The organism is Glaciihabitans sp. INWT7 (genome assembly GCF_014217685.1).
Lineage (GTDB): Bacteria > Actinomycetota > Actinomycetes > Actinomycetales > Microbacteriaceae > Lacisediminihabitans.
The window spans coordinates 2499917-2522181 of the sequence record NZ_CP043653.1 but is presented as its reverse complement, the minus strand read 5'-3'; the positions used below and the strand labels follow the sequence as shown (position 1 = coordinate 2522181).

23 protein-coding genes are annotated in these 22265 nt (G+C 65.6%); 14 read left to right on the top strand and 9 right to left on the bottom strand.

Going from position 1 to position 22265, the window contains the following annotated elements; all coding sequences use genetic code 11:
• Positions 1 to 9 precede the first annotated feature (9 nt).
• The 9 genes from ychF to F1C58_RS12120 all read left to right on the top strand — a co-directional run bounded on the left by ychF (position 10) and on the right by F1C58_RS12120 (position 6808).
• Positions 10 to 1080 (top strand): redox-regulated ATPase YchF, encoded by a 1071-nt coding sequence (ychF, locus tag F1C58_RS12160; RefSeq protein ID WP_185201356.1) that lies wholly within the window; start codon positions 10 to 12, stop codon positions 1078 to 1080.
• A gap of 290 nt (positions 1081 to 1370) precedes the next feature.
• Positions 1371 to 1688, top strand: a complete 318-nt coding sequence (locus tag F1C58_RS12155) for a hypothetical protein (RefSeq protein WP_185201355.1) — start codon at positions 1371 to 1373, stop codon at positions 1686 to 1688.
• Between the two features lie 341 nt (positions 1689 to 2029).
• A complete protein-coding gene (locus tag F1C58_RS12150) occupies positions 2030 to 2311 on the top strand; it encodes a hypothetical protein (RefSeq protein WP_219731970.1) in 282 nt (93 codons plus the stop codon).
• Positions 2308 to 2652 (top strand): hypothetical protein, encoded by a 345-nt coding sequence (locus F1C58_RS12145; RefSeq protein ID WP_185201353.1) that lies wholly within the window; start codon positions 2308 to 2310, stop codon positions 2650 to 2652. Before F1C58_RS12150 ends, F1C58_RS12145 begins: the two co-directional genes overlap by 4 nt.
• Positions 2649 to 4544, top strand: a complete 1896-nt coding sequence (locus F1C58_RS12140) for an AAA family ATPase (RefSeq protein WP_185201352.1) — start codon at positions 2649 to 2651, stop codon at positions 4542 to 4544. The genes F1C58_RS12145 and F1C58_RS12140 overlap by 4 nt, the downstream gene beginning before the upstream one ends.
• A gap of 207 nt (positions 4545 to 4751) precedes the next feature.
• Positions 4752 to 5060: a WhiB family transcriptional regulator gene (locus F1C58_RS17105; protein ID WP_185201351.1), complete on the top strand. Its 309-nt coding sequence runs from the start codon at positions 4752 to 4754 to the stop codon at positions 5058 to 5060.
• The gene (locus F1C58_RS12130) at positions 5057 to 5629 is read left to right on the top strand and encodes a hypothetical protein (protein WP_185201350.1); all 573 of its coding nucleotides are present in this window, start codon (positions 5057 to 5059) and stop codon (positions 5627 to 5629) included. The genes F1C58_RS17105 and F1C58_RS12130 overlap by 4 nt, the downstream gene beginning before the upstream one ends.
• Positions 5630 to 5909: 280 nt before the next feature.
• On the top strand, positions 5910 to 6167 hold the full coding sequence (locus F1C58_RS12125; RefSeq protein WP_185201349.1) for a hypothetical protein: 258 nt from the start codon (positions 5910 to 5912) through the stop codon (positions 6165 to 6167).
• Positions 6164 to 6808 (top strand): recombinase family protein, encoded by a 645-nt coding sequence (locus F1C58_RS12120; protein ID WP_185201348.1) that lies wholly within the window; start codon positions 6164 to 6166, stop codon positions 6806 to 6808. Before F1C58_RS12125 ends, F1C58_RS12120 begins: the two co-directional genes overlap by 4 nt.
• 2 nt (positions 6809 to 6810) lie before the next feature.
• On the opposite strand, the gene F1C58_RS12115 is transcribed toward F1C58_RS12120, so the two are convergent.
• The 4 genes from F1C58_RS12115 to F1C58_RS12100 all read right to left on the bottom strand — a co-directional run bounded on the left by F1C58_RS12115 (position 6811) and on the right by F1C58_RS12100 (position 10982).
• Positions 6811 to 7326 carry an SHOCT domain-containing protein gene (locus F1C58_RS12115; protein ID WP_219731969.1) on the bottom strand — a complete coding sequence of 172 codons (516 nt, stop codon included), beginning with the start codon at positions 7324 to 7326 and terminating at the stop codon, positions 6811 to 6813.
• A 58-nt stretch (positions 7327 to 7384) separates the two neighbouring features.
• Positions 7385 to 8707 (bottom strand): recombinase family protein, encoded by a 1323-nt coding sequence (locus F1C58_RS12110; RefSeq protein WP_185201347.1) that lies wholly within the window; start codon positions 8705 to 8707, stop codon positions 7385 to 7387.
• A 75-nt stretch (positions 8708 to 8782) separates the two neighbouring features.
• Positions 8783 to 10327, bottom strand: coding sequence for an aldehyde dehydrogenase family protein (locus tag F1C58_RS12105; RefSeq protein WP_185201346.1), 1545 nt, complete (start codon positions 10325 to 10327; stop codon positions 8783 to 8785).
• 133 nt (positions 10328 to 10460) lie between these two features.
• A complete protein-coding gene (locus F1C58_RS12100) occupies positions 10461 to 10982 on the bottom strand; it encodes a DinB family protein (RefSeq protein WP_185201345.1) in 522 nt (173 codons plus the stop codon).
• A gap of 157 nt (positions 10983 to 11139) precedes the next feature.
• Here F1C58_RS12100 and F1C58_RS12095 point away from each other — a divergent pair, with 157 nt between their 5' ends.
• Positions 11140 to 12729, top strand: coding sequence for an ABC-F family ATP-binding cassette domain-containing protein (locus tag F1C58_RS12095; protein WP_185201344.1), 1590 nt, complete (start codon positions 11140 to 11142; stop codon positions 12727 to 12729).
• A gap of 4 nt (positions 12730 to 12733) precedes the next feature.
• Here the strand turns inward: F1C58_RS12095 and F1C58_RS12090 are convergent, their stop codons facing one another.
• From F1C58_RS12090 to F1C58_RS12080, 3 genes are all read right to left on the bottom strand, one after another.
• On the bottom strand, positions 12734 to 13633 hold the full coding sequence (locus F1C58_RS12090) for a hypothetical protein (RefSeq protein ID WP_185201343.1): 900 nt from the start codon (positions 13631 to 13633) through the stop codon (positions 12734 to 12736).
• Between the two features lie 220 nt (positions 13634 to 13853).
• Entirely contained in the window at positions 13854 to 14483 is a 630-nt protein-coding gene (locus F1C58_RS12085) for a TMEM175 family protein (RefSeq protein ID WP_185201342.1), read from the bottom strand.
• Between the two features lie 253 nt (positions 14484 to 14736).
• Entirely contained in the window at positions 14737 to 15174 is a 438-nt protein-coding gene (locus F1C58_RS12080; RefSeq protein ID WP_185201341.1) for a hypothetical protein, read from the bottom strand.
• Between the two features lie 131 nt (positions 15175 to 15305).
• On the opposite strand from F1C58_RS12080, the gene F1C58_RS12075 reads away from it, so the two are divergent.
• Positions 15306 to 17192 (top strand): adenylyl cyclase, encoded by a 1887-nt coding sequence (locus F1C58_RS12075; RefSeq protein WP_255461091.1) that lies wholly within the window; start codon positions 15306 to 15308, stop codon positions 17190 to 17192.
• Here F1C58_RS12075 and F1C58_RS12070 read toward each other — a convergent pair.
• Positions 17182 to 18813: a SulP family inorganic anion transporter gene (locus F1C58_RS12070; protein WP_185201340.1), complete on the bottom strand. Its 1632-nt coding sequence runs from the start codon at positions 18811 to 18813 to the stop codon at positions 17182 to 17184. The two genes, F1C58_RS12075 and F1C58_RS12070, sit on opposite strands and share 11 nt — an antisense overlap.
• Before the next feature lie 147 nt (positions 18814 to 18960).
• Entirely contained in the window at positions 18961 to 19683 is a 723-nt protein-coding gene (locus F1C58_RS12065; RefSeq protein WP_185201339.1) for a J domain-containing protein, read from the bottom strand.
• Positions 19684 to 19836: 153 nt separating this feature from the next.
• Here F1C58_RS12065 and F1C58_RS12060 point away from each other — a divergent pair, with 153 nt between their 5' ends.
• From F1C58_RS12060 to F1C58_RS12050, 3 genes are all read left to right on the top strand, one after another.
• On the top strand, positions 19837 to 20457 hold the full coding sequence (locus F1C58_RS12060) for an LON peptidase substrate-binding domain-containing protein (protein ID WP_185201338.1): 621 nt from the start codon (positions 19837 to 19839) through the stop codon (positions 20455 to 20457).
• 32 nt (positions 20458 to 20489) lie between these two features.
• Complete coding sequence (locus tag F1C58_RS12055) at positions 20490 to 21500, top strand: aldo/keto reductase family protein (protein ID WP_185201337.1); 1011 nt, start codon at positions 20490 to 20492, stop codon at positions 21498 to 21500.
• A gap of 165 nt (positions 21501 to 21665) precedes the next feature.
• On the top strand, positions 21666 to 22253 hold the full coding sequence (locus tag F1C58_RS12050; protein WP_185201336.1) for a hypothetical protein: 588 nt from the start codon (positions 21666 to 21668) through the stop codon (positions 22251 to 22253).
• Positions 22254 to 22265: the final 12 nt, after the last annotated feature.

Genomic DNA, 22265 nt, shown 5'->3' with positions numbered 1-22265 from the left:
TTGAGCCTCGTGGCTCTCACTATCGCAATCGTCGGACTGCCCAATGTCGGCAAGTCCACCCTGTTCAACGCACTCACCAAGAATCAGGTGCTGGCGGCGAACTATCCCTTCGCCACCATCGAGCCCAACGTCGGCGTCGTGACGCTGCCGGATCCCCGGCTCGACGCGCTCGCCGAGCTGTTCGGCAGCGAGCGCATCCTCGCGGCTCCCGTCTCCTTCGTAGACATCGCCGGCATCGTGAAGGGCGCCTCCGTCGGTGAAGGTCTCGGCAACAAGTTCCTTGCCAACATCCGCGAGGCCGATGCCATCGCGCAGGTCATCCGCGGGTTCGCCGACCCTGATGTCGTGCACGTGGACGGCAAGGTGGACGCAGCCTCCGACATGGAGACCATCAACACCGAGCTCATCCTCGCCGATTTGCAGACGCTCGAAAAGGCGGTTCCCCGGTACGAGAAGGAAGTCAAGACCAAGCGCACCGAGCCGGCAGTGCTCGCCGCGGCGATCGAGGCGCAGGCCTTCTTCGACTCCGGAAAACCGCTCTCGTCGTCCAGCATCGATCTCTCGCTCATCCAAGAGCTCGGCCTTCTCACCACCAAGCCGTTCATCTACGTGTTCAACGTGGACGAAGACGTGCTGCAGGATGCCGCGGCGCTGGCGAAGCTCGCGGCTCTCGTTGCTCCAGCCAAGGCGATCTTCCTCGACGCGAAGCTCGAATCCGAACTCATCGACCTCGAGCCGGCGGATGCCGCGGAGCTCCTCGCCTCCACCGGCCAGGAGGAGAGCGGGCTCACCCAGCTCGCCCGCGTCGGCTTCGACACCCTCGGTCTGCAGACCTACCTCACGGCCGGTCCGAAAGAGGCCCGGGCCTGGACCATCCCGAAGGGTGCCAAGGCCCCGCAGGCGGCCGGTGTCATCCACACCGACTTCGAGAAGGGCTTCATCAAGGCGGAGGTCATCGGCTTCCAGGACCTGGTGGACACCGGTTCGATCGCCGAGGCGCGCGCCAAAGGCAAGGCCCGCATCGAGGGCAAGGAATACGTGATGCAGGACGGCGACGTCGTGGAGTTCCGCCACAGTTAGGTATTATGCATTTTCAAGGTTTGCCGGTAGCCCCAGGTGGCCAAGGCCTCGGGGCGCTTGGCACCCAGGTCTCAGTGAGACGCTCTGAGCTCTCGCACACGGACCCAGCAGCCTGTCCCGGCCCACTTACCCGCCCCGGGAGGCCCAACGCGGCAGGAGGCCGCGGGCGGCACCACGCCGCAACACGCCGGGGCGCTAGACCAATTATTAGTGGTCTGACCGGGGATTTATGTGCGCAGGGCTCGAAACTGATGCGCGGGGCAGCCCTGCGGGAGTGTACTGTACGTTGCATGAGCAAACAGGTCAAGCCGCGGCTCGTCGGCACTGACGCGGGACCCGACGTGGTTGTCCGTGGCAAGTGCAGGTGTTCGCTGGTGCATGCCTCGCTCACTGAGGATGGATGGCTGCTGGTTCCAGTCGTGACGCGCGGGTTCAGGCCCGAAGCGATCACGATGACTCGCCAGTACGACTCCATCTTGGAGGAACGCAAGGTTGACGCCTGGGAAAACCCCAGCCCGCTCAGCGTGTGGTGCCGTCATGGTGTGAGCACACCGAACGTCGCCGAAGCTGTGCAGAGCTGGCGTCCTCGCATGCGCGTCGCTGCCTGACGTATCATCGAACCGCAGTAACTCAATATCACTCGTTAGCGCTGTAGAGCCAACTAATCTCGCAAGGTCATGTCGAGAAGAGCCCGAAGGGGTATCTTCACCATGTCCAAACTCCAGTCTTCATCGAGTGCAATTGCACGGGCACGCGCAGCGGGTGATCCCGACGCTGAGGCCGATGCCCGACGCGACCACGCAGCAGCGCGCATCGAGGTCACGATTGATCGTGCGCTAGCTGTCGCGTCGCCACTGACTCCCGACCAGATCAAGCACATCAGTGCTCTCCTGCGTGCCGGGGCCCAGAAATGAACGCCGGGAACCCCGGCTCCACGGAGACCTGGCCCGTGGCGCAGCAGGCTGCCCTTGCGCAGACTACCCCCGCCGTCTTCATCGGTGACCTGCCTGGGGCGTATGCCTACGCTGTCATCCCGCACGACGGCGAGATCGCTATTCAGGGTTTCTCTGACCGGGAAAGTTTGCACCGGGCGCTGGCCGACGCCTTCACCCACAAGGGCAAGTGGAAGTGGCCACAGAGCTGGGACCGAGTGTTCCTTTTCGGACCGGATGAGCCTCCGCGGTGCTACATGAAGATCGAGGACGAAGATAGCGACGGGGGTGTCGCATGAGCGGCGCGCCGCAGTACCCCGGCAGGCCGAACGGGCTGTCGAAGTTCGAGGCCGAGCAGGTGCGCGATCACGGGCCTGACCCGAAGTGGCTCGAGCCTTGGGCGCAGCACGTAGTTCTGTTCCCCGGCGTGACGCCCGAGCCCTATGGACTCATGCACCTGCACGGCGACCAGAGCGACGTGTCCACCTGGGGCGACCAGGACGGCCTCAGCCGGGGTCTCGATGCCATGTATCGCTCGCACACGCAGTGCGACGACTGCGGGGGAGTGCTGTATTTCGCGCTCGATGAGCCCCGCCTGCGCGCCGTAATCGAGCTTGACGACGAGGAGGCCAGCGAATGAGCAACCTAGACACCGCGCTGAGCCTGGCCCGCGCAGGCTTCTATGTCTTCCCGATGACCCCCAGCGGCCAGTTCCTCCAGGGGTTCGGCTGGGACAGGGGTGCATCGCGGTCCCTGAAACAGATTCGTGAGTGGTGGGCTGGCAACCCACGACAGCGCATCGGCGTCCACGCCGGGCGGTCGGGCCTCGTGGTCGTGGACCTGGATCGCAAGAACGGCAAGGACGGCTTCGCGAGCCTGAAGGCGCAGGGCCACACCCTGCCGCGCACCTTCAACTACACGAGTCGTAGCGGCAACGGCGCACACCACATCTACCGGGCACCGGAGGGCGAACAACTCACCATCGACCGTGACCTCAACGGCATGCCCGGTGTGGACATTCGCAGTGGCATCGGCCTGATCGTCTACAACGGGCCGACGCTGACCAAGAAGCCCCGGCTGGCACCGGCTCCTGAGTGGGCGCTTGTCCACAAGAAGGACGGCTGGGACTACGACATGGCCGACCTGGAGGCGTGGCTGGGCAGCGAGGGAACCACCACCGACCCGAAGCAGAAGGCGAGCGCCGCCAAGGCGCGCCGCAAGGCCACAATCTTCCCCGAGGACGGAATCGACAACGGCGAATTGCTGAGGCGGATCACCCCGCTGGTGTCGGGCCTGACGTGGGGCAGCGGTCGCCGTGAGGCCTACGAGGCAGCGCGGGCTCGGTACACCAACGACTACCCCGACCCGAAGTACCTCATCGCGTTCGACCGGGCGTGGGCCAAGGCGATAACGCGAGTGGAGGATGACGTGCGAGCCGACAGAAAGCCGAAGGCACCTAGGCAGGCGAAGCGCACGGGGGAGGGCAACGGCCGGGAGCTTGTCCTGGTGGACCTCAACGACATCGATGAAGAACCCATCTACTGGGCGCTTGAAGATGTGTTCCCGCTCGGCACGCTCTCGATCATGTCGGGCACAGCCGATGTTGGTAAGAGCACGCTGCTGGCGACGTGGGCGAAGCAGATCATGGAGGGCACCGCAGAGGGCGACCTCGACGGGCCGACCACGGTACTTACTGCCGTAGGTGAGGACGACCTGGGGCGGGTGCTCAAGCCGCGAATGCGTGCCGCTGGTGCCGACCTGTCGTCTGGGCGCTTCAAGGTCATAACAGTCACCAGCGAGGGGCGCGATACAGGGCTGCAAATCCAGGAAGACCTCGACGCTATCCGGCAGGCGGTGATCAGTTCTGGAGCGCGCGTGGTGATCCTCGACCCGGTCATCTCGTACGTCGGCGGCGACCCGAACAAGCCCAAGGACGTGCGCACCGCTATGGACCCCGTCCGTGACCTGGCCACCGAGCTCAACATCTCGATCATTTGCATCCTCCACCACAGGAAGGGAGCAGGCACCGCCGCCGAGAAGCTGTCGGGCGCTCACGCCTGGAGGGACATCGCCCGGTCGCACATCTTCGTGGTCAAGGACGAGGAGACGGGCATGCGGTACGCCACCGTCGAGAAGGGCAACTACACCGGGGCGCGGCTGTCGTTCTCGTTCGAGACGGAGGAAGTGGTCTACCCGAACCCCACGGGTAAGCGGAAGCCCATCAAGACCGCGCGTGTGATCAACCTTCAGCGGTCCACGGTGACTGCACACGACGTGATGGCCAAGCAGACCGAGTTGGTCAGCAGCAACGGCGAGCTGAGGCAGGCCATAGTCCACTACATCGACAGCCAGCGGGTCACGTTGTCGCCGTCCGAAGTGGCGGAAGCCCTCGGTGAAGACGTTCGGAACGTGAAGGTCTACCTCGACCGCGCGTGGAAGTCCGGGCAGATCACTAAATCAGGACGAGGCGCGTATCACTCGCTCGCTGGTGTTGATCTCCGTGCTGAGCGCGTCAAGAAGGGGGAGAAGTGATGCCCCGGCGCACCGCAGCCGCAAAGGTAACACCGGCCCGCGTAGGCCCCCACGGTGTTACCTGTGTTGCCTTGGCCCCTAGCGAAAGTAACAGAGGTAACACAGGTAACTCTCTAGCCCTTTACGCGCGAGGTGTTACTTTGCCCGCCGCCGAACAGGGCTCACGGCTGTATGGACATCTCACGCCTGACGCAGGAGGGCTGAGCCGTGGCCGGTAGCGCTGACGATGCCTGGGATGCCCTGAACGCTGCCTTGGAGGACGTAACGCCAGGTTGCAGCGGCCTGCCTCTGTTCACCGCGGATTCTCGGACCGACGAGCAACGGGACGAGTGCTCATCAATCTGCGCCAGGTGCCCCATCACTGATCTGTGTGACGCCTACGCCACTGCGGCCAAGGCCGACGCGGGCTTCTGGGCTGGCGTCGAGCGCTCACCAAAGCGCAGGCGCACTACATCAACCACCGACCGGGCGGTTACTCCCGGGACCACCCATCAACAGAAGGAAGAACCATCATGAGCAAGTCAACCCCGCTGTCCGTCCAGAACGCATTCAACTCCGCGCTGAAGAATTCCCAGGAGAGCGCCACCAGCATCAAGGAGGCGCACCGCATCGCCCGCCAGGCGATCAAGGACGACCCCATGACCAGCGACCTGGCCAAGCGTGGCAAGTTGGACAGCCTCGCCTACGAGACCAAGGCCAAGCTCGACGGGCTGAAGGCCGATCAGGCGTCGTTCGTGAAGGGGCTCCGCGACAAGGTCGAGAAGGAATTCCGGGGTGACCAGCCCAGCGACGCGGCCAGCGTGGTGAGCCGTCGTGACGCCGCCGACCGTGCCCGCAAGATCACCGACAAGCGCGAGGTGATGGAGGTTCTGCAGGATGCGATCGCTGGCAACGACGCGGACTTCGCCCACGCGCTGGGCGTCAAGGCCAGGAACAACGGCTGGGTGGATGCCGCCGAGGTCTACACGGGTGCCTTCCCCGACACCGCTGGCAGCGCCGAAGCGCTCGACTACCTCGACGCCAACGCTTCCGGAGCCGGGTACAACATGTTCAACAGCATGACCTTCTCGGCACCGCAGGACTGATCTGCACCGGAACCGCCCAGGGGCTCTCTCGCGTGCGAGTGGGCCTCTGGCGTGTGTGGGGGGCCAGCCCGCCCCCCCCCGGGCTCTCACGGAGAGCTCAGAGGGCCTCAGCAGGAGCCGCACGCCACGGCACCCGGCCAGCGGAGGATGGCGCACTGAGCAGAATGCGAAGCAATGCAAGCACGGATTTGACAAAGTGCTAACCGAAGGGGACCCATCCGTGTAATAGTTCAACTTGTTCGAACACATGTTCGAGTAAAAGTCCACCAAGGAGAACATCATGTACACACGCACCATCCGCGCTACCGGGGAAAAGCTCACCGTCGCGCGCCCTGAAGAAGTCAGCGCTGACACTGAGGGCGGCAAGTGGGTCACGTTCTGTGAGGATCACAAGACGCTCGCCTACAGCGCTACCGAGAAGGCGGCGTACTACACCCACGGCATCGACTTCTGTGACGGTTGCCGGGAGGGTTCCCCCGCACCGGTCGCCAAGGCGGCACCGGCCAAGGCCCCCGCCAAGAAGGCCGCTGCTCGATGACCACGATGCTGGGCTACCTCCGGGTCAGCACTGAGGAACAAGCCCATAGCGGGCTCGGGCTGGAAGCCCAGCGTGACACCATCCAGCGCTACGCCGATGCGCACGGCTGGGACGTGGTCTGGTACATGGACGAAGGGCTCAGCGCCAAGTCGTTGGACCGCCCCCAGCTACAAGCCGCGCTGACCCGGCTGCACGTCATCCCCAAGCGTCGTGATGTTGACGGCATCGTGGTGGCCAAGCTCGACCGCCTGAGCCGCAGCGTGCATGACTTCTCGGGCATCCTCAAGCTGGCCGCAGCGCGTAAGTGGGCTGTCGTGGCTATCGACCTGGGTGTGGACACCAGCACCCCGACCGGCAAGCTCGTGGCCAACGTGATGATGTCGGTAGCCGAGTGGGAGCGGGAGGTCATCGGGGAGCGCACGTCAGTTGCCATGCAAGCGGCCAAGCGTCAGGGGAGGCACATGGGGCGAGTGTCCACACTGCCGCAGGCCACTGGGGACCGCCTGATGACCCTGCGGGCCACGCACACGCTCGCGGCCACGGCTGCGCAACTCAATGTCGAAAAGCTCACCACGGCCACCGGCACAGTATGGACAGTCGGAACAGTTGCGAACGTGCAGAAGCGCCTAACTGCCGTTTGACCTCACAGTCGGGCGAGCAGTTCGGCCTTCTTCGCGGTGAACTCTTCATCGGTCAGGATGCCTGAGTCGCGCAACGAGGCGAGCTTCTGCAGTTGGTCGTGGATTTCAGGCTGCACGGTGGGCGGCGCTGGCTGCGCGGCGGCAGGGACCGCGGGTGCGACGACGTCATACTTCCCGAGAATCAGGTCGGTTACGACTGTCTTCACCGCAGTGGCCTCCGCGTGAGAGACACGAAAGTCGATCGTGTTTCCGCTCGTGATGATGGATACGAGGGTGTTGAGCATTCCGTCGCGCTTGGTCGTCACAGAGCTGATGGACTTCACTGGGATCATCTCGCTCCCAGACTTGCCATTCTTTACTCCGGTAGCGGCGAGACTAAGGCCAGCGGTCATGATCCCTGCTGCAATCTTGCCACCCGAGATCCCGCGTGGACGCTCCCACTCGATGCGGTCGTTGTATATGGAGACGCGTGCGTTCTTCCCGGCTATGTGCGACGTGAAAGTGTAGATCGGGTCCATTCGTGTGCCTCCCTCAGGTACTATGCCCACAGTAGCGGCTAAAATCCGCACGGCGTGACTAGCCCTTCCACGCAATGAGCACCGTGGAAGGGTTGAAGCCCTTGCGTCCACGGGGTGCTCGTAGCAGGGACACGGTCATCAGGTAGTCAATGAGCGCTCGCTGGCGGTCTAGGTTCAGCGCCGCGATGCCCGCCCGCTGTTCCTCCTCAGTGAGCAGCGCCATGGGGCTCCCGGCAGCTTGCAGCACTCGGTCTATCTCTGACAGGCGCGCGTTTAGCCGCGCGACTGCATCCCTCACGTCGTCACGAGACATAGTGCCGTCAGCCACCAGGCCGGCGAGTGTGGCCTTGCGCTCGCTGAGTGCGGCATGCTCGTCGCGCAGTGGGTCGGTGTCCACATCAGGTGTCAGCGCGGCCAGCGCATCGGGGTTACTCAGGCGATCCTGGACCAGCTTGAGCACGGCGTCGTCGATGGGGGCCATCGTCCGCACCAGGCTGCACACCTGACACCAATACCGACCGCCTGAGCCTGCTGTGCGCACAGTCGGGCCATCCACATGCTCACCGGCCTTCACGCTGAGTACGGCAGAGCACTCCCCGCAGCGGAACAGGCTGGTGCCCAGGTGCTTACGTGCGGTGGAGCCAGTGCGGTTGGTCTGGCGTCGAGGGTCGGCTAGGCCACGGTTGACGCTGTCGAACTGATCACCCGGCACAATCGCCTCCCAGTCACCATCTCCCACGACCTCGCCCTTGTAGACGCGCCGCCCAGCGTAGCGAGGGTTCGTCAGGATGGTGCGCACGGTGCTTGGGGTCAGGCCATGCTGGCGGGACAGCGTGCGGAGCGTCAGCCCCGTGGAGAAGCCGTCGAATAGCGCGCGCACGGTCGCGGCCTCATCGTGGACAACCTCCCCGGCAGTCGTGTAACCCTTCAGGCGTACGCCCTTAGGTACCCCACCCTTCGCGGCGCGCTGAGCATTCGCGCGGGTCTGGCGCTCACCCTTACGGCGAACCTCGAACCGGGCTATGGACGCCAGCATCGACGCGCGGAACTCCCCATCGGCGGTAGTTAGGTCAATCTCGCCATCAACCGTGGCCAGCATGAGCCTGTGGTCGATGAGGGTGTTCAGGTCACGGGTCGAGCGCACCACGCGGTCAAGGTCCACACCGATGACCACGTCAAGCGCGTCCGCCGCTGCCAGCATGCGCCCCCATGCCGTCTTCGGGCCACGGGGCTTAGACGCCGTTACGTCATCGTCGATGAACGTCTCTGCCACGGCCCAGCCCCGCGCAGTGGCTAGCGCCGTTGTACGCTCGATCTGACGTTCGATACCTTCATCGTCGGACTTCGACTGGCGCAGGTAGAGGGCAGCACGTTTCTTCATGATGCCTAACGCTAACGTAACCCGGTGGAGTTCCGCTTCAACAACTAGCGGATCCCCTTCGAGCCCTACCCTGGCTCAGTCGTCGAGCGTATCCGGGTAGCGTGCCCCGTCTGGAAAGTTGCCGAAGAGCGGCCGCTCACCGTCGGTGACCGAGTCGACCAGCAGGTCCCCGCCGACGAACGCTCCGCGCCAGGACGCTCCACGGCCGCCGAACACCTCTTCCCGGTCTCCGCGAGAACGCGGACGGTTGATGCCGAATTTGAACGAGTGCACTTCCTCGCGCACACGCGCGGCGAAGGCTCGATCATCCGTTGCCACCGAGGAGACCAGGCTGCCGTTCGAGACGTTCATCGCGGAGATGAATTCCGCCTCGGTGTCGACAAGCACGATGCTGTCGATCGGTCCGAACGGCTCGGAGTGGTGCAGCGACCACGCCCGGGGCGGTTCTAGCACGCAGGCCGGAGCGACGTAGGCGGCGAGGTCCTGCCCGGGAAGGAAGTTCCCTTTCGACAAATCGCCGTGGTATAGGGGGATGCCACCCATCGTGATCGCCTCGTCGTACTGGGCGCGGAGGTCGGTGGCCTTCACTTTCTGGATCACGGGACCGAATTCGAGCTCTGGCAGCTCATCCGCGGGATCCTCGACCGCGAGCGGATGCCCGAACCGCAGATTCCCGATCACCGACAGGTACATCTCCAGGAATGCCGGGAACAGCCGTCTCTGCACCACATAGCGCGGGTAGGCCGTGCACCGCTGTTTGGCATACTCGAAGCCCTTTTTGAGGATCGGTGCGAGGTCATCCCAGTTCGAGTAGTCCCAGATACCCCAGGCGTTCAGGCCCTCCTGCTCCAGAATGTGTCGCTTGTTGAAATTCGCGAGGGTCTGGGCTGCCGCACGCCCGTTCGATCGTCCACCCACGAAGGCCAGTGCGCCGAGGCTGGGGGAGGAGACGAGCGCATCCGCAAGCTCGCCTCCGACTCCGGAAAGCAAGGTGACGGGAAGGCCGGCGCGCGCCATCATCGCGTGGGCGAGGGTGAGAGCGTGAAAACCGCCCTGTGAGGGAGTCTTCGCGATGACCGCGTTGCCGGCGAGCAACTGCACGAGCTCGGCGTGCACCAAGACGCTCAGCGGGTAATTCCACGACGCGATATTCGAGATCGGACCGGCCAGGGGGCGCCGACCCTCGAGCTGCCTCCCGATCTGTCCGAGATACCACTCCACCCCTTCGATGCACCGATCGATATCGGCACAGGCGATCTTCCACGGCTTCCCGATTTCCCAGACCAGCAGCATGGCGATGGCGTCGCGGTTATCACGGAGCCCGTCGAGGGCGGCCCTCACCCGCGCAGCGCGCTCGTCGAGGGGCACGGCGGCCCACTCGCTGTGCTGGCGAACCGCATCCGCAACGGCGGCGACGGCGGTGTCGTGGTCCACCCGTGGCGGACCGAGGATCGCTGACTGGTCGACCGGACTCACGTGCTCGCCAGTCGTGCCGACCGCTCGCCATTCGCCCCCGATCAGGTTGCGGATCCGGTCCGAGTCGAAGGCCTCTGGAGCGCGGCGCCGCGCCAGGTCGGAGACCGTCGTCCAGTCGGTACCGGGCTTGAGGATGAGCGTCATTGCTGTTCCGTTCCAGGGGCTGTGGTCGCTGGCCCGAAATGGGGTTGATTAATCGTATGGGGCCGTCAGCGCAGCCTTGGAGCGCGCCGGTGGATTGCCAGCAAAGGCGCAGACCGCACCCGGCGATCGCCTCTCAGCGCGGGGTCCTTCGCTCCACGACTCCCCGCACGAAGGCCGCCTGGCCGACATGCTCGAGGTCGTCGCTGATCACGCTGACGACCCGCGCGGCGAGGGTCACGGGCGGCGTCCAACGACGATCCACGACTCGTTGGAGGTCGAGGTCTGAGAGGGTGCCGAGGTATCGCACCGTGCGATCGTGCACGTCTCCGTGGTATCCGACGAACCGGTCGCAGGCGATTCCCGCCACCTTCGCGACATCGGAGGAGGTCTGGCCGTAGCCGGTCGCACCGACTTCGAACGGGAGACCGAATCTCTCGCACCATCCATCTGCGGTCCAGGCCTGCTCGGTGCCGGCGAGTTCGGAGATGTGGTCATCTTGCACGCGGCTGAGATGCCAGAGCAGCCATCCGATCGAGTTGGCTCCGTCGTCGACGCGGGTGGAGAGCTGTTCGGGGCTCAATCCCTTCGCGGCGCGGTGCACGGAGTCCCTGATCCGATCGAAGGCGTCGATGAGAAGGGCGGCAGAAGTGGTCATACTCCGACGCTATGCGCGCCGGGGAACCCGAACAGGGACTTTCTGCCCCCGGCGCGGCTGAGCAGCGCCGGGTACGGACCAGGCGGCGGCCACACTCGGGCGCAGCGGCTAGAGTTCCATGCGGCCGGCGACTCCACCGTGCCTTCGAGAGGACAGCATGAGCCTGGTTCGACTGAACGACGTGGAACTCCGCTTCGAGAACACGCCGATCCTGCGCGAGGCGTTCTTCCGGCTCGACGGCAGAGACCGCGTCGGGATGATCGGACGCAACGGCTCCGGCAAGACGAGCATCCTCAAACTGATCCTCGAACAGGTGACTCCGGATGCCGGGACGGTGGTGGTGGAACCCGGCACCCGCATCGGCTACTTCTCGCAATTCTCCGAGCTCGACGGCACCGCCACGATCGTTTCGGTGCTCGAGGGTCTCTTCACCGAGATCGCCGCTATCGAGGCGGAACTCGCCGCCATCGACGCCGCGATCGCGGCGGATCCTGCCGCCGACCTCGACCCGCTCATCCACCGTCAGTCCGACCTGTTCGGTGAGATGGACCGGCTGGATGGCTGGGACTACCGTCGCCGCATCGACACCGCGCTCACCACTCTCGGCTTCACCGAGGCCCATCGGGTGTGCGCGATCGACGAGCTCTCGGGGGGCTGGCGCAACCGCGCCGCTCTCGCCAAGATCCTGCTCGAAGACCCGGATGTGCTGTTGCTCGACGAGCCGACCAACTTCCTCGACGTGGCCGGCGTCGAATGGCTCGAAGCGTGGTTCCGGGGGTTCCACGGAGCCGCCGTCATCGTCTCGCACGATCGCGCCTTCCTCGACGCCGTCGCGACCCGCATCATCGAGATCGAGAACTACCACCTGCACGAGTACCCGGGCAATTTCGGCGAGTACATCATCCAGAAGCAGTTTCGACTGAAGACGCTCGAGGCGCAGTTCCAGCACGAGTCGGAGCTGCTCGCCTTCGAGGCTGAAGGTATCGCGGACCGCCGCGATGCCGCGAAGGCGGCCAGTCGTGGCCTCGATAAGCAGCTCTCGCAGATCAAGAAGTCCCGCGCACCGCGGCCGGTCGATCAGATCATCACCGAGATCTACGGCGGCCTGCACGTCAAAGACGTGCTCTGCCGGGTCGAAGACCTCGGCAAGTCCTTCGGCGATCGGGCCTTGTTCGGCGGGCTGTCCTTCGAGATCCGACGGGGAAATCGAATAGTGGTGAGCGGCGCGAACGGAAGCGGAAAGACGACGCTGCTGAGGGTGCTTACGGGCGAGGAGAAGGCGGATGCCGGAACCGTCACCTGGGCGGCCGGCGCGAAGGTCGTCTCCTACAACGAAGTGCTCGCCGACCTCGACGACAGCGACACGGTCACTCACGCCGTCAACGCCTATCCCGACAGCCTCGCCCTCACGGCGACCTGCAAGTCGGTGGGCCGGTTCCTCGACATGTTCCAGTTCTCTCAAGCCGACCTCAAGAATCGCATCGGCAATCTCTCAGGTGGCCAGCGGGCGCGGGTCGCCATGGCCCAGTGCCTCCTGTCCGGGGCATCCGTGCTGCTGCTCGACGAGCCGACCAACCACCTCGACCTCACCAGCACCCAGGTGATGGAGCGGGCGCTACTCCACTTCCCCGGAGCCATCGTGGTGGTCAGCCATGATCGATTCTTCAGCGAGAAGGTCGCGAATCGTCGCATCGAGTTCGCAGCGGATGGCGCTCAGCCCGGTGCGCTCGAGGTGCGCGCCGCCTGACGCCTCAGGCCCGGGGCTCGTGAGGGATCCGCGCGGCCAGCGGGTCGGATTCGGGATCCCACGGTTCGGGCATCCCGATCGGATTCGGGTAGGGGAACAGTGTGCCGACCGCGGTCGCCAGCGGTCGAAGGAGCGCCGCCAGCTCGAGAAGACCGGCATCGTCGAGGTGCGCGAGGGGGCCGACGGCGAGCGCATTCGTCAGGCGTTCTGCCGTGGCAAGGGTGGCCGTGCCCTGGGCGGTGGTGCGCCCATCGTCGCCGATCAGGCCCCGCTGCACCAGATCGTCGAGAGCGGTCTGCCACTCGTCGTCCGACCAGCCTCGGGAGCGCTGCATCGCTGTCGCGTCGAGGTCGAGTCCGCTCCGGAGGAGGATGGTCGACAGCCCGGCGATATCACCCGCGACGAGTGCGATCACGTGGCCGTCACCCCGATGCTCCCTCAGCGTCGCCGTCGCCTGCCAAAGCCGGCGGTAGGGATCCGGCTCGGTCGGCAGCGCGCGGTTGGCCGCGGCGAGGGGGCGCCCGACCGTGTCGGCGTGCGCGGCGACATCCGAGAGAGCGTCGGCGGCGCGGGCCACCGCCCCGGTGTCGGGAAGGAGGGCGCGCAGACTCGCGGCGGCCCCGGTCGAGCGGGCTTCGAGGGCGGCATCCGGAGTCACCGTCGCCCAGACCGCGGGCAATGCGCGCTCGACGAGGGAGGGTGCGAATCCGCTGAAGATGGCGGTGACCGGTGCCGCACCGATGGCTCCGAGGGGGGCGGCACGACCGGCGAAGTAGCCGTCCCAGTAACGGGGGAGTCCCACGGCGGCGAACGCTTCGCGCGCCTCGGGATCGAAGTAGGCGACGGCGTGGATCGGTTCGAACAGGGTCCAAAGTGCGCGGGTCAGATGCTGGCGGTCGGTCATGGCACAACGCTAGTGCGCCGCTCGCACCGCGGGAGGGTCGGGGGAGTGTCGGGGGAGGGCAGTGGCGGTGCATCGGTTGCTCATTCGACTGAGGCGCTGGGGGCCCGAACCGGTAGCTTCTTAAGTCCGCAATCCGGCGCTCAGGACCCTCGAATTGCCAAATTTGCCGGGGATACCACCGCCATGACGGCTATCTTTCCACTGCTGGATGTGGGGACTCTCATTCGATACCGCGTTCTGTGCGCAATATCGATCCGAGGTAGAACAGGGGCAGCACGCCAAGAATAGCCAGCGCGAGCAGAGGGCTGAGAAACGCCAGCATGAACGCAGCAATGGGCGGGAAAATAGTGAATAACTGCGCTCTGCGTGAACGGCCGAGCGCCGGTATCTCGGAGGGATCGATGAGCAATTCTGGGGTCTTCTCCACATACCAAGAGAGCCAATACCAACTGAGCGACAACGCGATGGAAATCAGGGCGAATAGTGCAACTGCGACTACCTGGTCGCTCCGCTCTCCCATCCGCTGCGAATCCGAGACAACTCCGGCGGCGAAGGGTACGAGGGAGGCCAGCAGCAGTTGCAGAAGATTCTGGGCGATGAGCCGCGAATTGACCCGACCGATGCGGGTGAACAGGGAATGGTGTGTCATCCACACCACACCGATGACCAGAAACGCTGCAAGGTATGCGACGTAGGTCTGCCATTGGGCAAGAAGTTCGCTCAGGAATTCGCCTTTGCCCTCTGGTGCGTGCAACTCGAGCACAAGCAGAGTGATGGCGACGGCGAAAACGCCGTCGCTGAAGGCTTCGACGCGGGCGGACTCGGCAAGTCGTCGTTTGATGGTTACCAAGGTGGAGCCTTTCTGGCTGGACAGAGGACCAGGAGAGATGCGCGGACGTCGGGTGACGCAGATCAGGGGTGCGCCTCCCTTGCCTACACCAATCAGAGTGCGATTTCGCGAAATTCTTCAGTCGAACACGCACCCCGACGTTCTGGAAGTGCGGTCGACGGGCCGGAGATCGCGAGCCATTCTCGGACGTCGTGTGTCGAGGGCGAGGAGGGAACGAGCCCGATCTGACCAACCGGGTCGGGAGCCTAATTCCCTATGACCTCGCTTGGTGGCGACGTCGAATCCACTTCCAGGCACCCGTACTCCAAAGGGCCCAGGCGACGAGCAACGGTTGGAACAACAGGCGGATGCCGCGGGCGAGGTCGGTGTCGAGGCCGAAGGAGTCGGTGTGTGTGACCAGTTGGGAGATGTTCCCGGGGAACACGAGGAGGAAGAACACTGCCACGACGATTCCGACGATCACGCGGCGGCGGGTGAGCAGCACGAGGCAGAGCCCGAGGGTGATCTCGACGACTCCGGAGGCGATCACCACGAAGTCCGGGTCCACGGGCAACCACTCCGGCACTTGAGCGCGGAAAGCGATTCGGCTGAATGTCAGGTGGCTGACACCGGCGAGGAGAAGGAAAGCCGCGAGCAGCAGGCGCCCGATGGTGCGGGGAATGGAATGACGGTCGGAAGACGAGGAGGGCACATTCCGAGCCTAGGCGGCCGGCATGGATCTGTGAGCCTGCTGGTATTGACCGTCGCCAGCTTCAAACGTACGATTCCCATCATCGTGCGCCCCCGAACGCCCGCCTCAACGAAGAGAGCAGGAGATCCGCCATGGCCATCGTCCCTTCCCCCCTCCACCGCTCAGTCCATCGCACGGCGCGGACGGTCGTGACGATCTTCGTGTCTCTGGCCATCGCACTCTCCGGTGCGGCGTTCGCGCCCGCGGCCTTCGCCGATCAGGGGCGTCCGTCGGGCGGATCCGCGGTCGTCGATTTCGGACCGAACGTGAAGATCTTCGACCCGAGCATGCCGCAGAGCCAGATCCAGGCGACTGTCAATGCCATCGCGGCCCAGCAGGTCGACAACGAGATGGGCACGGCGCGCTTCGCGTTGTTGTTCAAGCCGGGTGTCTATGGCACAGTGGCCGATCCGCTGGTCTTCCAGGTCGGCTACTACACCGAGGTTGCCGGCCTCGGGGTCTCGCCGGGTGATGTCACGATCAACGGGCACGTGGATGTCTACAACCGCTGCTTCACCGCCGACAACTGCAGCGCGCCCGACAACTTCTGGCGCTCCGTCTCCAACCTCACGATCAACGTCGCGGGGGGCGCGGACTGTCGGTCATCTGGCGAGTTCTGGGCAGTGTCGCAGGCGGCGCCGATGCGTCGGGTCGACGTGACCGGCGGCACCCTCACGTTCATGGACTACTGCACCGCCGGGCCCCAGTTCGCCAGCGGAGGGTTCATGGCCGACTCGAGGGCCGGATCGATCGTCAACGGCTCGCAGCAGCAATTCCTGGTGCGCAACAGTTCCATCGGGTCGTGGTCGAACGGCGTCTGGAACCAGGTGTTCTCCGGAGTGACCGGCGCCCCGGCCCAGTCGTTCCCCGACCCCACCTACACCACCCTCACGACCACGGCCGTGAGCCGGGAGAAGCCGTATCTCTTCTTCGATACCGCGAAGAACCGCTATAGCGTGTTCGTTCCGGACGGCCGCACCGACTCGGTCGGAACCAGCTGGGAGAGCGCGCCGACGGCGGGCCGTGCCATCCCGCTGACGGATTTCTTCGTCGCCTCACCCGGCGTGCCGGTGCGCACGATCAACGACCAGCTCGCCCGCGGCAAGAACCTGCTGTTCACCCCCGGCGTCTACGACATCGACCGCACCATCTCGGTGAAGCGCGCGAACACCGTGGTGCTCGGACTCGGCGTCGCCACGCTCACCGCCATGAACGGCGCGGTGCCGCTCGCCGTGGCGGACGTCGGCGGGGTGGATGTCGCCGGCATCATGATCGACGCGGGCGCGGTGAATTCGCCGGTGCTGCTGCAGATCGGAACGAAGCGGGACGGACACTGGCACGACCACGACACGGAATCGGACAATCAACGCTGGGGTGGGGTGCGCAACCAGACCGCTGTGCAGGACGTGTATTTCCGCATCGGCGGGCCGCACGTGGGGAAGGCCACCGTCGCCCTGCAGGTCAACAGCGACAACGTGCTCCTCGACAACATCTGGGCCTGGCGTGCGGACCACGGCCAGGGGGTCGGCTGGACGGCCAATACCTCCGACACCGGGGTCGTCATCAATGGCCGCAATGTCACCGCGACAGGCCTCTTCTCTGAGCACTTCCAGAAGTACAACGTCATCTGGAACGGCGAGCGCGGCAGCACGGTGTTCTTCCAGAACGAACTGCCCTATGACGCCCCGAACCAGGCGGCGTGGCAGCATGACGGAGTACTCGGCTGGGCCGGCTATAAGGTCGCCGACTCGGTGAAGACCCACACCCTCTGGGGCGGCGGCAGTTACATCTTCACCAACGTCGACCCCAGCATCCATGCAACGCGGGGATTCGAGGTGCCGGTGACCCCGGGCGTGCAGTTGCACGACCTGCTCACTGTGCAACTCGGGGCGGGCACCCTTGATCACGTCGTCAACGACACCGGCGCCCCCGTGACATCCGCTGCCGTCGGCATCCCGAGTTTCGTGGTCAGCTTCTGACTCGCACGTGACTGCGGGCGTGGTCGATCGCCGCGTCGAGGTCGTCGAACAGATGCTTCTGGTGACGGAGGGAGCTGATCACCCCTACTCGGGTCGCCAGCTGCAGGTGTCGCTCCTGGATGCCCTTGACCAGCACGGTGATGCCACGTCGTTCGAGCCCGTGGATCATCTCGGTGATGACGCGCGCGCCGGTGGCATCCATCACCTGCAATTGCGAGAGCCGCAGAATCACGACGTCGACTCCGGTAATCTGCGTCACTTGGTCGAGCATGCGCTCGGCCGCACCGAAGAAGAGCGCACCCTCGAAGCGGAACAGAGCGATGTGCTCGTCACCGGGCAGCCCCGGGCTCGGCAGCGGCTCGCGGTGCACACCGCCGGACTTTGAGAGCGTGCGCAGCGCGAAGAATGCGGCGACGGCAATGCCGATGCCCACGGCGACGATCAGGTCGAATGACACGGTGATCAGAGCGGTGAGCACGAAGACGACGGTGTCGGAGCGGGTGGAACCGACGACACTGCGCACTGTCGACACCGACACCATGCGGGTTGCCGTGACCATGAGTACCCCGGCCAGTGCGGCGAGGGGAATCCCCGACACGACTCCAGAGGCCAGGGCGACGATGCTGAGCAGCACGAACGAATGGATGATCGCCGCGAGTCGAGTGCGTCCGCCGGAGCGCACGTTGACCGCGGTGCGGGCGATGGCGCCGGTTGCGGGCATCCCCCCGAAGAATCCGGATGCCACGGATGCCAGCCCCTGGCCGACCAACTCCCGATCCGGGTCGTAGGTTCCGGTGTCCGCGAGGGCCGCGCCGACCCTGGCGGAAAGCAGCGACTCGATCGCCGCGAGCGCGGCCACCGTGAAGATCGGCCCGACGAGAGAGCCCAGGGTGGCGAGATCGATAGCCGGAAGTGTCGGCGCCGGCAGTGAGCTCGGCAGAGCACCGATCCGGGCGAGGGGCAGGTGGGCAAGCGAGGCGGTCACCGAGACGAGCACGATCGCAATGAGCGACCCTGGCAGCTTCGGATGGAGGCGCGGGGCGAGGATCATGACCACTGCCACGACGGCGACGGCACCGATCGCCCAGGCGACGGTATCCGCCTTCACGGAGGCGAAGGATTCGACAGCCGCGACGAAGGCGTTGCTGCTCTTGCCCGCCGTGGCGCCGATCGCCGAGGGCACCTGCTGCAAGAAGATGATGACGGCGATGCCGAGGGTGAAACCCTCGATCACCGGCCAGGGGATGTAGGAGACGACTCTCCCGAGTCGCAACGCGCCGGCCACGACCACCACGACTCCGGCCGCGAGGCTCACCAGGGCGACCACTCCCGCGCCATGGGCGACCACCACGGGTCCGAGCACCACCACCATTGCACCGGTCGGCCCGGAGACCTGGATGTTCGAGCCGCCGAACACCGCGGCCACGACGCCGGCGATGATCGCCGTGATGAGGCCGCTCTCCGCCCCGGCGCCGGAGCTCACCCCGAAGGCGAGCGCGAGCGGCAGCGCGACGATTCCTACGGTGATGCCCGCCACGATGTCACCGCGCCAGGTGCGTTTGACCGCGCGATAGTCACGCCAGCTGGGCAGGAGAGAACGGATCGAGCTTCCGACGGTCATACGGGTGCCTCCTCGAGTACCGAAGTCTCGAGGGCCGGCATCGGTTATCGACGCTACGCCGCCGCAGTGGCGCGACCGGGGTCTTTGGTCCCGACCCGGGCATCCGATCCGCCGACCGAGACGAGGTGTTGTGCGCGGTCGGCTCTCTCAGGCCGAGGCGGCCCGATACCGCGACAGCCGTGTCACCAGGGGCGCGGAGATCCGGAGGGCGAGCACCGCGATCCCGAGCATCGTCAGTGCGGCGAGGATCACCGGCGGAATCGAATCGGACAGCATCGAGAACGGCGTGACGCCCAGTGCGACGAGCGGCCAGAGCGCGCTGCCGAAGGCCAGCATCGCGACGAAGAACCTCGAAGGTCGGCTGAAGCCGCCGACGATCCAGCCCACCGCGATCACCAGTGGCGGGATCACGCGGGGGGTCGTCAGACCGAGGGGACCGGAATAGCTCCAGGCGAAGACGACGGCCGTGATGGTGACGATTGCCGCGATCGACGCGACTGACACCGTCATCCACGCCCGATAGCGTGCCCGGTTCGTCGAGGCCGGCACTGTCGGACCGGCGGCGCGCGGCGGGGGGCGCCAGTCGTCGTTGATGCGCGATTTCGAGGCGGTCGGGCCCGCGGCGGAGCGGGTGGCACCCGCGCGTGCGCCGGCGCCGGCATACAGATGAGCACGGTCGTACTGCGCCCGCAGGGCCGGATCGAGCAGATCTCGCTTGGCCTCGTTGAGGCGCAGCGTCATCGCTTCGCCGGCGGCTCCGGAGACGTCGGGATGGTAGAGCCGGATGAGTCGGCGGTAGGCGTTACGAATCTCATCGGCTGTGGCTTCGGGGGTCACACACAGCAATTCGTAATGGGTCGGGGTGTCCATTGAGTCTGATCCTAGGGGATAGAAAACCCCCCGAACGCGGGACAGCCCCAGCTGTGCCCCGAATGAGGTCGACCGGGTACAAATCCGACCCCCGGGCGGATTCACAGGCTGCCCTCCCTAGTCGATCGGCACCCTTCGTGGTTGCCTGTAGAGATGACCGACCTTCCGATGTTTCCCCTCGGGTCCGTGCTCTTTCCACACATGCCGTTGCCGTTGCGCGTGTTCGAAGAGCGTTACCTCGTGATGCTGTCGCGCATCCTGTCCGATGAGCCCTCGGAGTTCGGGGTCGTGCTCATCGAACGCGGCCAGGAGGTCGGGGGAGGGGAGCAGCGTTTCACGGTGGGCACCGTCGCGCAGATCCAGCAGCTTGATGCCACCGAGGATTTCGTCGTGCTCGTCGCGCAGGGGGAGCGCCGCATCGAGATCCTCGAGTGGCTCGAGGAGGATCCGCATCCGGCGGCCCGGGTGCGTGCCATCCCCGAGCTCGTGTGGAGCGACGATCTGATGCCCCTCCGCGTGCGGGCGGAGGAAGCGGTACGTCGAACGCTGAGGCTGGCGAGCGAGTCGGGAGACCAGCTCTGGTCACCGGATGTCGAGATCTCCGACGAACCGGCCGCAGCAGCGTGGCAACTGGCCGCGATCGCGCCGGTCGGCGAGCTGGACCAGATCGCTCTGCTGCGTTCGACCACTATGAAGGGCCTTCTCGAGGCGCTGATCGAACTGATGGAGTCGGCCGGGGAATCGTTCATCCCCCCCTGGCCGGAGGAGGGCTAGACCCCCCAACAGGCGAGCGTAGGGTTGAAATCATGGAATTCAGATACCTCGGAAACTCAGGCCTCAAGATCTCGGAGATCACCTACGGCAATTGGCTCACCCACGGCTCGCAGGTGGAGAACGACACCGCGAAGGCCTGTGTGACCGCGGCGCTCGATGCCGGCATCACCACCTTCGATACCGCAGACGTCTACGCCAACACCATGGCCGAGACTGTGCTCGGCGAGGCGCTCAAGGGCCAGCGCCGCCAGTCGCTCGAGATCTTCACCAAGGTGTTCGGGCCCACCGGACCCAAGGGCCACAACGACGTGGGGCTGTCCCGCAAGCACATCCTCGAGTCGATCGACGGATCGCTTCAGCGACTGCAGACCGACTATATCGACCTCTACCAGGCCCACCGCTTCGACTACGAGACGCCGCTGGAAGAGACCTTCCAGGCGTTCGCGGATGTCGTGCGCCAGGGCAAGGCGCTGTACATCGGCGTCAGCGAATGGACTGCAGATCAGCTGCGTGAGGGCGCCGCCCTCGCTAAGCAGTTCGGTGTTCAGCTCATCTCCAACCAGCCGCAGTACTCAGAACTCTGGAGGGTGATCGAGGCAGAGGTCGTGCCGACCTCGAAGGAGCTCGGCATCTCGCAGATCGTCTGGTCGCCGATCGCGCAGGGCGTGCTCACCGGCAAGTACGCGCCGGGGGCCGCGCTTCCCGAGGGCAGTCGGGCGACCGACGAGAAGGGCGGAGCAAACATGATCAAGCGCTTCCTCAACGACGATGTGCTCACGCGGGTGCAGTCACTCTCCCCGATCGCCGCAGAGCTCGACCTCTCGCTCGCTCAGCTCGCTGTGGCCTGGGTGCTCCAGAACGAGAATGTCGCCTCGGCGATCATCGGCGCATCCCGCCCGGAGCAGGTACACGAGAACGTCAAGGCCGCCGGCGTCACCATCCCGGCGGAACTCCTCGCCCGCATCGACGACGCGCTCGGGGACATCGTCGAACGCGACCCGGCCAAGACGCTCGAGAGCTCCCCGAAGTCGCGCGAGGCGTAGCCCCGCGAGGCGTAGCCCCGCGAGGCGTACCCCGCGAGGGACACGGCAGTAGCCGACCGCGGATCCGTTGGATGACACGCCGCCTGTGCGCGTCCCTGCGCGGCGTGTCGCCCGGATCTCCGCCCTGAGCACCGGGGCAGCGCAGCCGGGCAATAGCCTGAGGGCATGACGAACGAGGGCACCTCGCCGATCGCCCCGGCGCCCACAGTTCGGGAGGCGACCGGCCAGAGCGTCACCCTCATTCGCCTTGTCGCGCTCGGCCTGCTCGTAGCCGGGGTCGTCGACATCGTGGGGTTCTCGGGATTCCCGCCGAACGCCCCGGTCGAGCAGGTGTACGCGATCGGCATCGCGCTCTCCCTCATGGTGACCGCACTGGTGCTGTTTCTTCGCTCGTTCGTGATCGCCCGGAGACCTGCCGCTCCTTCTCCGCGCGGCGAGGGGGTCGATGCCCCCGCGATCCTCGCCGTCGTGTTCGGCGCTGGGACGGCAGCGGCCGCCCTGCTCCTCGGCGGGGCTGAACAGCTGGGGCTCTTCCTGCAGGGTGCCCGGCTGCGCTACATGTACGAGACTGAGGGAGTCTTCTTCTTCGGCATTCCCTGGGTGCTCGGTATCGCCTTCGGTGCATTCACGTTTCGGCGCGGAGGCGGTCGGCCCAACACCCTGCTCGCGATCGTCGCGCTGGTGCTCGGTGCGCTGGTCGCGATCCCCACCATTGCGGCCTCCCTCATCTACGGGCTCGGCCTGAGCGATTGACGATAACGAGCG

Excerpts from the sequence above, each read along its gene's own strand:
- F1C58_RS12110 (WP_185201347.1), bottom strand. The coding sequence starts at position 8,707 with ATGAAGAAACGTGCTGCCCTCTACCTGCGCCAGTCGAAGTCCGACGAT.
- F1C58_RS12155 (WP_185201355.1), top strand. The coding sequence starts at position 1,371 with ATGAGCAAACAGGTCAAGCCGCGGCTCGTCGGCACTGACGCGGGACCC.
- F1C58_RS12070 (WP_185201340.1), bottom strand. The coding sequence starts at position 18,813 with ATGACCGTCGGAAGCTCGATCCGTTCTCTCCTGCCCAGCTGGCGTGAC.
- F1C58_RS12090 (WP_185201343.1), bottom strand. The coding sequence starts at position 13,633 with ATGACCGACCGCCAGCATCTGACCCGCGCACTTTGGACCCTGTTCGAA.
- F1C58_RS12100 (WP_185201345.1), bottom strand. The coding sequence starts at position 10,982 with ATGACCACTTCTGCCGCCCTTCTCATCGACGCCTTCGATCGGATCAGG.
- F1C58_RS12115 (WP_219731969.1), bottom strand. The coding sequence starts at position 7,326 with ATGGACCCGATCTACACTTTCACGTCGCACATAGCCGGGAAGAACGCA.
- F1C58_RS12075 (WP_255461091.1), top strand. The coding sequence starts at position 15,306 with ATGGCCATCGTCCCTTCCCCCCTCCACCGCTCAGTCCATCGCACGGCG.
- F1C58_RS12140 (WP_185201352.1), top strand. The coding sequence starts at position 2,649 with ATGAGCAACCTAGACACCGCGCTGAGCCTGGCCCGCGCAGGCTTCTAT.
- F1C58_RS12120 (WP_185201348.1), top strand. The coding sequence starts at position 6,164 with ATGACCACGATGCTGGGCTACCTCCGGGTCAGCACTGAGGAACAAGCC.
- F1C58_RS12145 (WP_185201353.1), top strand. The coding sequence starts at position 2,308 with ATGAGCGGCGCGCCGCAGTACCCCGGCAGGCCGAACGGGCTGTCGAAG.
- F1C58_RS12055 (WP_185201337.1), top strand. The coding sequence starts at position 20,490 with ATGGAATTCAGATACCTCGGAAACTCAGGCCTCAAGATCTCGGAGATC.
- F1C58_RS12125 (WP_185201349.1), top strand. The coding sequence starts at position 5,910 with ATGTACACACGCACCATCCGCGCTACCGGGGAAAAGCTCACCGTCGCG.
- F1C58_RS12050 (WP_185201336.1), top strand. The coding sequence starts at position 21,666 with ATGACGAACGAGGGCACCTCGCCGATCGCCCCGGCGCCCACAGTTCGG.
- F1C58_RS12105 (WP_185201346.1), bottom strand. The coding sequence starts at position 10,327 with ATGACGCTCATCCTCAAGCCCGGTACCGACTGGACGACGGTCTCCGAC.
- F1C58_RS12130 (WP_185201350.1), top strand. The coding sequence starts at position 5,057 with ATGAGCAAGTCAACCCCGCTGTCCGTCCAGAACGCATTCAACTCCGCG.
- F1C58_RS12060 (WP_185201338.1), top strand. The coding sequence starts at position 19,837 with ATGACCGACCTTCCGATGTTTCCCCTCGGGTCCGTGCTCTTTCCACAC.
- F1C58_RS12065 (WP_185201339.1), bottom strand. The coding sequence starts at position 19,683 with ATGGACACCCCGACCCATTACGAATTGCTGTGTGTGACCCCCGAAGCC.
- F1C58_RS12095 (WP_185201344.1), top strand. The coding sequence starts at position 11,140 with ATGAGCCTGGTTCGACTGAACGACGTGGAACTCCGCTTCGAGAACACG.